The organism is Streptomyces sp. NPDC058620 (assembly GCF_042717135.1).
Taxonomy (GTDB): Bacteria; Actinomycetota; Actinomycetes; order Streptomycetales; family Streptomycetaceae; genus Streptomyces.
The window spans coordinates 41562-48292 of sequence record NZ_JBHXQO010000045.1; the positions used below are offsets into that span (position 1 = coordinate 41562).

At 70.9% G+C, this 6731-nt stretch carries 6 protein-coding genes; 4 read left to right on the forward strand and 2 right to left on the reverse strand.

Translation table 11 applies throughout. The annotated features are described in order from the left end of the window. Nucleotides 1-918, reverse strand: coding sequence for a CoA transferase subunit A (locus ACFWSK_RS29320; RefSeq protein ID WP_383792526.1), 918 nt, complete (start codon nt 916-918; stop codon nt 1-3). 179 nt (nt 919-1097) lie between these two features. Here ACFWSK_RS29320 and ACFWSK_RS29325 point away from each other — a divergent pair, with 179 nt between their 5' ends. The 4 genes from ACFWSK_RS29325 to ACFWSK_RS29340 all read left to right on the forward strand — a co-directional run bounded on the left by ACFWSK_RS29325 (nt 1098) and on the right by ACFWSK_RS29340 (nt 5400). After that, complete coding sequence (locus ACFWSK_RS29325) at nt 1098-2021, forward strand: LysR substrate-binding domain-containing protein (protein ID WP_383792511.1); 924 nt, start codon at nt 1098-1100, stop codon at nt 2019-2021. A 168-nt stretch (nt 2022-2189) separates the two neighbouring features. Next, complete coding sequence (locus ACFWSK_RS29330; RefSeq protein WP_383792514.1) at nt 2190-3413, forward strand: acetyl-CoA C-acetyltransferase; 1224 nt, start codon at nt 2190-2192, stop codon at nt 3411-3413. A gap of 164 nt (nt 3414-3577) precedes the next feature. Next, complete coding sequence (locus tag ACFWSK_RS29335) at nt 3578-4915, forward strand: MFS transporter (protein WP_383792517.1); 1338 nt, start codon at nt 3578-3580, stop codon at nt 4913-4915. 17 nt (nt 4916-4932) lie between these two features. Then, a complete protein-coding gene (locus ACFWSK_RS29340) occupies nt 4933-5400 on the forward strand; it encodes a MaoC family dehydratase (RefSeq protein ID WP_383792520.1) in 468 nt (155 codons plus the stop codon). On the opposite strand, the gene ACFWSK_RS29345 is transcribed toward ACFWSK_RS29340, so the two are convergent. After that, nucleotides 5377-6594 (reverse strand): FAD-dependent monooxygenase, encoded by a 1218-nt coding sequence (locus ACFWSK_RS29345; RefSeq protein ID WP_383792523.1) that lies wholly within the window; start codon nt 6592-6594, stop codon nt 5377-5379. The two genes, ACFWSK_RS29340 and ACFWSK_RS29345, sit on opposite strands and share 24 nt — an antisense overlap. Nucleotides 6595-6731: the final 137 nt, after the last annotated feature.

Sequence of the window (6731 nt, forward strand, 5' to 3'; positions counted from 1 at the left end):
TCACAGTCGGCGTCCGTAGTTGACCGGCTCGCTCAGCGCCTCGCCGACGGCCAGGCCCGCCCAGAACTCCTCGCCCAGCTTCGCCACGTACTCCGCGTGGTCGGCCGTCCCGCGCACCCACTCGTCCAGCCATGCCTGGAGGCGGTCCGGGTCCTGGCTGATCTGCGACCAGGCCCGGTAGAAGGCGTTGTCACGGTCGTAGTACCCCTGCGCGAACGAGGGGTGCGCGCCGCGCGGGCAGACGACGACGGCGTGGACCGCGTGCGCGGGGACGAGCGTACGGTTCGGGTCCGAGCGGACCACCTCGTCGTCCACGAGCTCCTCGACCACGACGATCGCCTTCTTCGCCGCGTACACCGCCTCCGCCTGGATGCCCGTCAGGCCCCACATCTGGGTGTTGCCGCCGCGGTCGGCCCGCTGCGCGTGGATGATCGTCACATCGGGGTTCACCGGCGGCACGACATAGATCTGCTCCGGTTCGCCGTCCGGCCCCGGATAGGGCGAAGTGACCTTGCGCAGATCGCTGTTGACGCTCGGGAGATCGCTGCCGCCGTACGAGCGCAGCGGATAGAACGGCAGCCGCTGGGAGCCGGCGAGATAGCGGCAGATCATCCCGTAGTGGCTGTACTCCTCGTAGGCGAGCGGCTCCGGATCGGCGCTCTCGATGCGGCGCCGCAGATTGCCGAGCGATCCGGCGGACGAGTTGCCGACGAAGGAGGAGACCAGCCGGGAGACACAGCCCGCCGCGAGCATCTGGTCCACCACGATGTCGGCGGTCATCCTGACGACGGTGAGGTCCCTGCGGCCCTGGCGGATGATCTCGTGTCCCGCGGCGGTCGGGATGAGATGGGTGAAGCCTTCGAGGCAGACGGTGTCCCCGTCATGGACGAAGGCGGCGATCGCCGCCCTCATCGTCATGACCTTGTCGGTCCTGTCCGGCCTGTCTGTCCTGTCCACGGTGCTCCTCAGGCGTGCGCATGCGGGTGGCCCCACCGTGTCAGCGGCCATTGATTGCTGTCCAATACCAAATTAAGGTCGCATCCAGACCGCTGATTAATGAATGCCGGTCATCAAGCCGAGCAGGAGTGGGGAGCGGCATGGAGCTGCGTCATCTGACCGCGTTCGTCGCCGTGGCCGAGGAGCTGCACTTCGGCCGGGCCGCCAAACGGCTCCAGATGGCCCAGCCCCCGCTGAGCCAGCAGATCCGCCAGCTGGAGAAGCAGCTCGGCGTGCAGCTCTTCGAACGCAACACCCGCTCCGTGCGCCTCACCAGCGCGGGCGAGTCGTTCCTCGAACCGGTACGCACCGTGCTCGACGATCTCGACACGGCGGTACGGGCGGCCAAGGCCGCCGGACGAGGTGAGTACGGACGGGTCACCATCGGCTTCGCGGGAGCCTCGAGCCACGAGACGCTGCCGCAGCTGACCCGCGCCGTGCGCGCCGCCCACCCCGGCCTGGAGCTCGTCATGACGGGCCAGACGTACGCCAACGTCGCCCTGTCCCGGGTCGCCGACGGCTCCCTCGACCTCGGCTTCGTCCGGCTGCCGGTGACCCAGCCGGGCGTGGCCCACCGGGTGATCGACGAGGAGGAGCTGATCTGCGCGCTGCCCTCCGACCACCGGCTCGCCCAACTGGAGAGCGTCCCGCTGGCGGTGCTCGCCGAGGAGCCGTTCGTGTCCTTCCCCGCCAACACCGGGTCGACCGTGCGGGACGCCATGACCGAAGCCTGCGAGGCCGCCGGGTTCAACCCGCGCGTGGTGCAGGAGGCGCCCGACTCGTACACGATCCTGGCGCTGGTGGCCGCCGGGGTCGGCGTCACCCTGACGGTCACCTCCTGTCAGCACATCCAGCAGAACGGCCTGGTCTACCGGCCCCTCGCCGGGCCGCCCATCCGGCGCCAGGCGGCCCTGGCCTGGCGCCAGGACAACCCTTCCGCCGCGCTCCGTGCGGTGCTCGCGGTTGCGGAGGAGGCCCTGCCGACCCCCGTCCCGGTGGAGCGGGACACCGACCCCCTCGATTGAGACGTGATCCGTCTTGAATCAGGGCGAATTCAATATTGGACCGAATCAGTCACCTGATGCGAGGGTCGCCCCACACCTTCACACCGCGCCCCCGGCCCCTCTCCCCACCACCGCACGCCCCCGGTTCCTCTCCGACCCGCCCCCGGCCACCCTCCGAAAGGCCCCGCCGTGCCCGACCAGCTCGATGTCGTCATCTGCGAACCCCTGCGCACCCCCATCGGCCGCTTCGGCGGAGCGTTCGCACAGCAGACGCCGGCCTCGCTCGCCGCGCGCGTCATCGCCGAGGTCGTCGCCCGTACAGGCGTCGACCCCGCCCGGGTCGACGAAGTGATCCTCGGGCACGCCTACCCCTCCTCCGACGCGCCCGCCATCGGCCGCGTCGCCGCCCTCGACGCCGGACTGCCCGACTCCGTCACCGGAGCGCAGATCGACCGGCGCTGCGGCTCCGGCCTCCAGGCCGTACTCGACGCGGCGATGCAGATCCGGGCCGGCTTCAGCGACCTCGTGATCGCGGGCGGCGTCGACGTGATGAGCGCCGCCCCCTACTACACACACGACGGGCGCTGGGGCATCAAGGGCCCCGGCCTCCAGCTCCACGACTCCCTGGCCCGCGGCCGGGTCACGGCGGGCGGCGTCAACCACCCCGTCCCCGGAGGCATGATCGAGACGGCGGAGAACCTCCGCCGCGCGTACGCGATCAGCCGCACCGACCAGGACGCGCTGGCCCTGCGCTCGCAGCAGCGCGCCGCCCGCGCCGCGGCGGAGGGACGCTACGACGCGGAGACCGTGCCCGTCACCGTACGCACCCGCAAGGGCGAGACGGTCGTCACCGCCGACGAGCACCCCCGCCCGGACACCACCGCCGAGCAACTCGCCGCGCTGCGCCCCCTCATGGGGAAGACGGACCCGGAGGCCACTGTCACCGCCGGCAACGCCAGCGGCCAGAACGACGCGGCGGCCGCCTGCCTGGTGACCAGCGCCGCCACCGCCGAGCGGCTCGGCCTCACCCCGCTCGTACGCCTCGTCTCCTTCGCCCGCGCCGGAGTCCCCGCCGCGACCATGGGCATCGGCCCCGTCCCGGCCACCCACGCCGCGCTCGGCCGCGCCGGGCTGACCCTCGCCGACCTCGACCTCATCGAGCTCAACGAGGCGTTCGCCGCCCAAGTGCTCGCCTGCACCCGCGAACTGGGCCTCGGCGACAAGGACCACGAGCGGATCAACGTCAACGGCTCCGGAGTCTCCCTCGGCCACCCCGTGGGCGCCACGGGAGCCCGGATCCTCGCCACCCTGACCCGCGAGATGCACCGCCGCGAGGCCCGCTACGGGCTGGAGACCATGTGCATCGGCGGCGGCCAGGGCCTCGCCGCTGTCTTCGAACGCATCGCCGCCTGACCCGACTTCACTCCCCGTCCCCTTCCCGACGCTCACCACCCCTCACCACTTCTCGTCACCCTTCACCACCCCTCCCCGGCATTCCCCGGCGAACCCGCGTCTCGGGCGACGCTGCTTCGCCATGCCCCCATCCGCTTGATCAACGACGTTCATCGGGAGCCACCATGAGTGCGTCCACCGCACGAGAGCGCACACGAGCCGCCAACCGCGCAGGATTCGGAGCCTTCATCGGCTCGACCATCGAGTGGTTCGACTTCTACATCTACGGAACCGCGGCCGCCCTCGTCTTCGACAAGGTCTTCTTCCCCGGACTCGAAGGCCCGATAGGCACCCTCGTCGCATTCGCGACCTTCTGGGTCGGCTTCCTCGCCCGCCCCATCGGCGGCATCATCTTCGGCCACTACGGCGACCGCCTCGGCCGCAAGAAGACCCTCGTCATCACGCTCCTGATGATGGGCATCTCCACCACCGCGATCGGCCTGCTGCCCGGCTACGCCTCCATCGGCATCGCCGCACCGATCCTGCTGGTCTGCATCCGCATGGTGCAGGGCATCGGCCTCGGAGGCGAATGGGGCGGCTCGGTGCTCATCGCCTCCGAGCACGCCCCGAAGGGCAAGTCCGTGCTGTACGGGGCCTTCGCCCAGCAGGGCTCACCGGTCGGCAACACCCTCTCCACCCTGAGCTTCCTCGCCATCAGCCAGCTGCCCGACGAGGCGTTCGTCTCCTGGGGCTGGCGGGTGCCGTTCCTCGCCTCCGCCGCACTCGTCATCGTGGGACTCCTCGTACGGCTCAAGGTCTCCGAGTCCCCGGCCATGGCGAACCTCATCGAGAAGAAGAAGGTCGTCAAGCTCCCGCTGACCGAGGTCCTGCGCACCCAGCCCATGCTGATCGCCCTCGGCATCGGCGCCTGTACCATCGGCCTGTCGGCGACCTACTTCAAGTCCACGTTCGCACTGTCCTGGGCCACGACCTCGCTCGGCTTCGACCGCAGTTCGTTCCTGACGATCATCCTGGTCGCCAACATCACCCAGATCATCGTCCAGCCCTTCGGCGCCGTGATGGCCACCAGGATGAAGAGCTGGTCCCGGGCCGTGACCGTGATGCTGCTGCCCGAACTGATCCTGATGCCGCTGATGTTCATCCTCATCAGCACCGGGAACTACGGCCTCGCGATGCTCGGCGTCGCCGTCGCCACCATCCCGCACTGCCTCTACTACGCGGCGCTCGCCGGCATGCTGGCCAGCCGCTTCCCGGCCCACCTGCGCTACACCGGCATCTCGCTCTGCTACCAGCTCTGCGGCACGCTGCTCGGCGGCACGACCCCGATCATCGGCCAGTTCCTGCTGAACCGCACCGGATCGATCACCGCCGTCATCGCGTACGCGGTCTTCCAGGTGGCCCTGACCCTGGGCTGCATGCTGCTCCTGCTCAAGCGCCCCAACCACGACGAGCAGGCGGCGGAGCCGGTCCCCGCACGCCCCACCGTCCCCGCCACCGCCTGACCGAACGGAACAGGACCGTGTCACCGACCCCGCTCACCGTGAACGGCATCCCGGAGATCCTCGCCCTGAACGGGCGCGACCTCGGGCACTCCCACTGGAAGGAGATCACCCAGGAGCTCATCGACGCGTACGCGTACGTGTCCGGCGACCACCAGTGGATTCACACGGACGTCGGGCGCGCCGCGACCGGACCGTACGGACGCACCATCGCCCACGGCTACATGGTGCTCAGCTGGGGCATCCCGATGTTCGGCGAACTGCTCCGGGTACGCGGCGTCGGCCGGGCCCTCAACTACGGCGTCAACCGGGTCCGGTACCCCGCGCCCGTGCCCGTCGGCAGCCGCGTAAGGCTGCACGCCTCGGTCACGGACGTGCGGGAGGTCGCGCGGGGCGGCGTACAGATGACCCGGGCGTTCACCTTCGAACTGGAAGGCTCGCAGAAGCCCGCCTGCGTAGCCGAGTCACTCACGCACTTCTACCCCTAGGCCGCCGAACAGATAGCTCGTCGCGCCGTCCAGGACGGCGCGGCTCCAGGTGTCCACGTCGGCGGGCCCCATGGTGTGCCACTCCGGTGTCCGCTCCACCTGGGCACGCCCCAGCCGCCGCCCCAGCTCGACCAGGTGGGCACCGGCGGCGGTGCGCTCGTCCGCGTACCGGCGCAGCGCCTCGTCCGTCGAGGTGGAGTCGCGCAGCACCCGTTCCAGGCACAGGGCGTCCTGGAGCGCCTTGACCGCGCCGCTCGCGGTGTGCGGGCGGGTGATCGCGGCGGCGTCCCCGGCGAGCAGGAACGGCGGGTCCGCGGCCCGGGGCACCTGGATGTCGGCCACCGGGTGGCACATCAGGGAGAGGTGCTCGCCCCGGGCGACGACATCGGCCCACTCCACGGGGAAGTGCTCATCGGCGAGGGTCCGTACGTAGGTGGCCACATCTTCCTGGCGGCGCCCGGCCGCCGGGGCGGGCGGGTATCCGTAGATCGCGTAGGCGAGCAGCCGTTCGCCGCCCGCGCCACCGGCCCTCTTCGGCGCCGTCGGGATCAGGTAGAAGACCCCGTGCCCCCGTGGAAATGCCACCGTGACCCAGGCGCCGCGCAGCAGCTCCAGCTGCTCGGGCCGGCCGGCGAACGCGCTGGGGGAGACGGTGCCGCGCCACACCACGTACCCGGCGGGCGTCGGCCGCAGCCCCGGCGCGAGCAGCTCACGGGTGACCGACTGATGGCCGTCCGCGCCGACGACGATGTCGTACGACTCCACCCCGGCAGCGGTGCGGATCAGTGCCCCGCCCGACGGCTCCCGTTCCACGGAGGTGACCGGCAGCCCGCGGTGATAGCGGACGTCACCGGCTCGCGAGCGCAGCGAACGCCACAGCATGCCCCAGTTGCAGGGCACCACGGCGCTCGGCTGCCTGCCGAACTCGTGGGCCGTGCGCCCGTCCGGCTTCCGGGTGACCCACACCCGGGCCCCGACCGGTGCCGTTTCCATCGAGGCGTCCAGATATCGGGCCGATACGAGCTCCTGATGCAGGGCCGGCGGGATCACGATGCCGAGCCCCCGGTCCTGCAGTTCACCGTTGCTGCGCTCGTAGACGGTGACGTCGGCGCCGGCCCGGAGACCCGCGATCGCCATGGCACAGCCCGCGATGCTGCCGCCGACCACGCCCATCCGTAAGGCTGTTGCCGCCACGCCGGTACCGCCTGTTCCACTACGTGAAGGTGCTGGAAGCCCTCATGGTCGCAGCCGTGGCACGGCTCCGAGCGCGCTTCCGGCGCGCGCGGCCGACAGAGGCAGGGGCCGTCCGGACAGCCGACGCTGTCCGGACG

What these genes read in the sequence shown, in the direction of transcription:
- ACFWSK_RS29320 (WP_383792526.1), bottom strand. Translation starts at nt 918, where the DNA reads ATGACGATGAGGGCGGCGATCGCCGCCTTCGTCCATGACGGGGACACC.
- ACFWSK_RS29325 (WP_383792511.1), top strand. Translation starts at nt 1,098, where the DNA reads ATGGAGCTGCGTCATCTGACCGCGTTCGTCGCCGTGGCCGAGGAGCTG.
- ACFWSK_RS29335 (WP_383792517.1), top strand. Translation starts at nt 3,578, where the DNA reads ATGAGTGCGTCCACCGCACGAGAGCGCACACGAGCCGCCAACCGCGCA.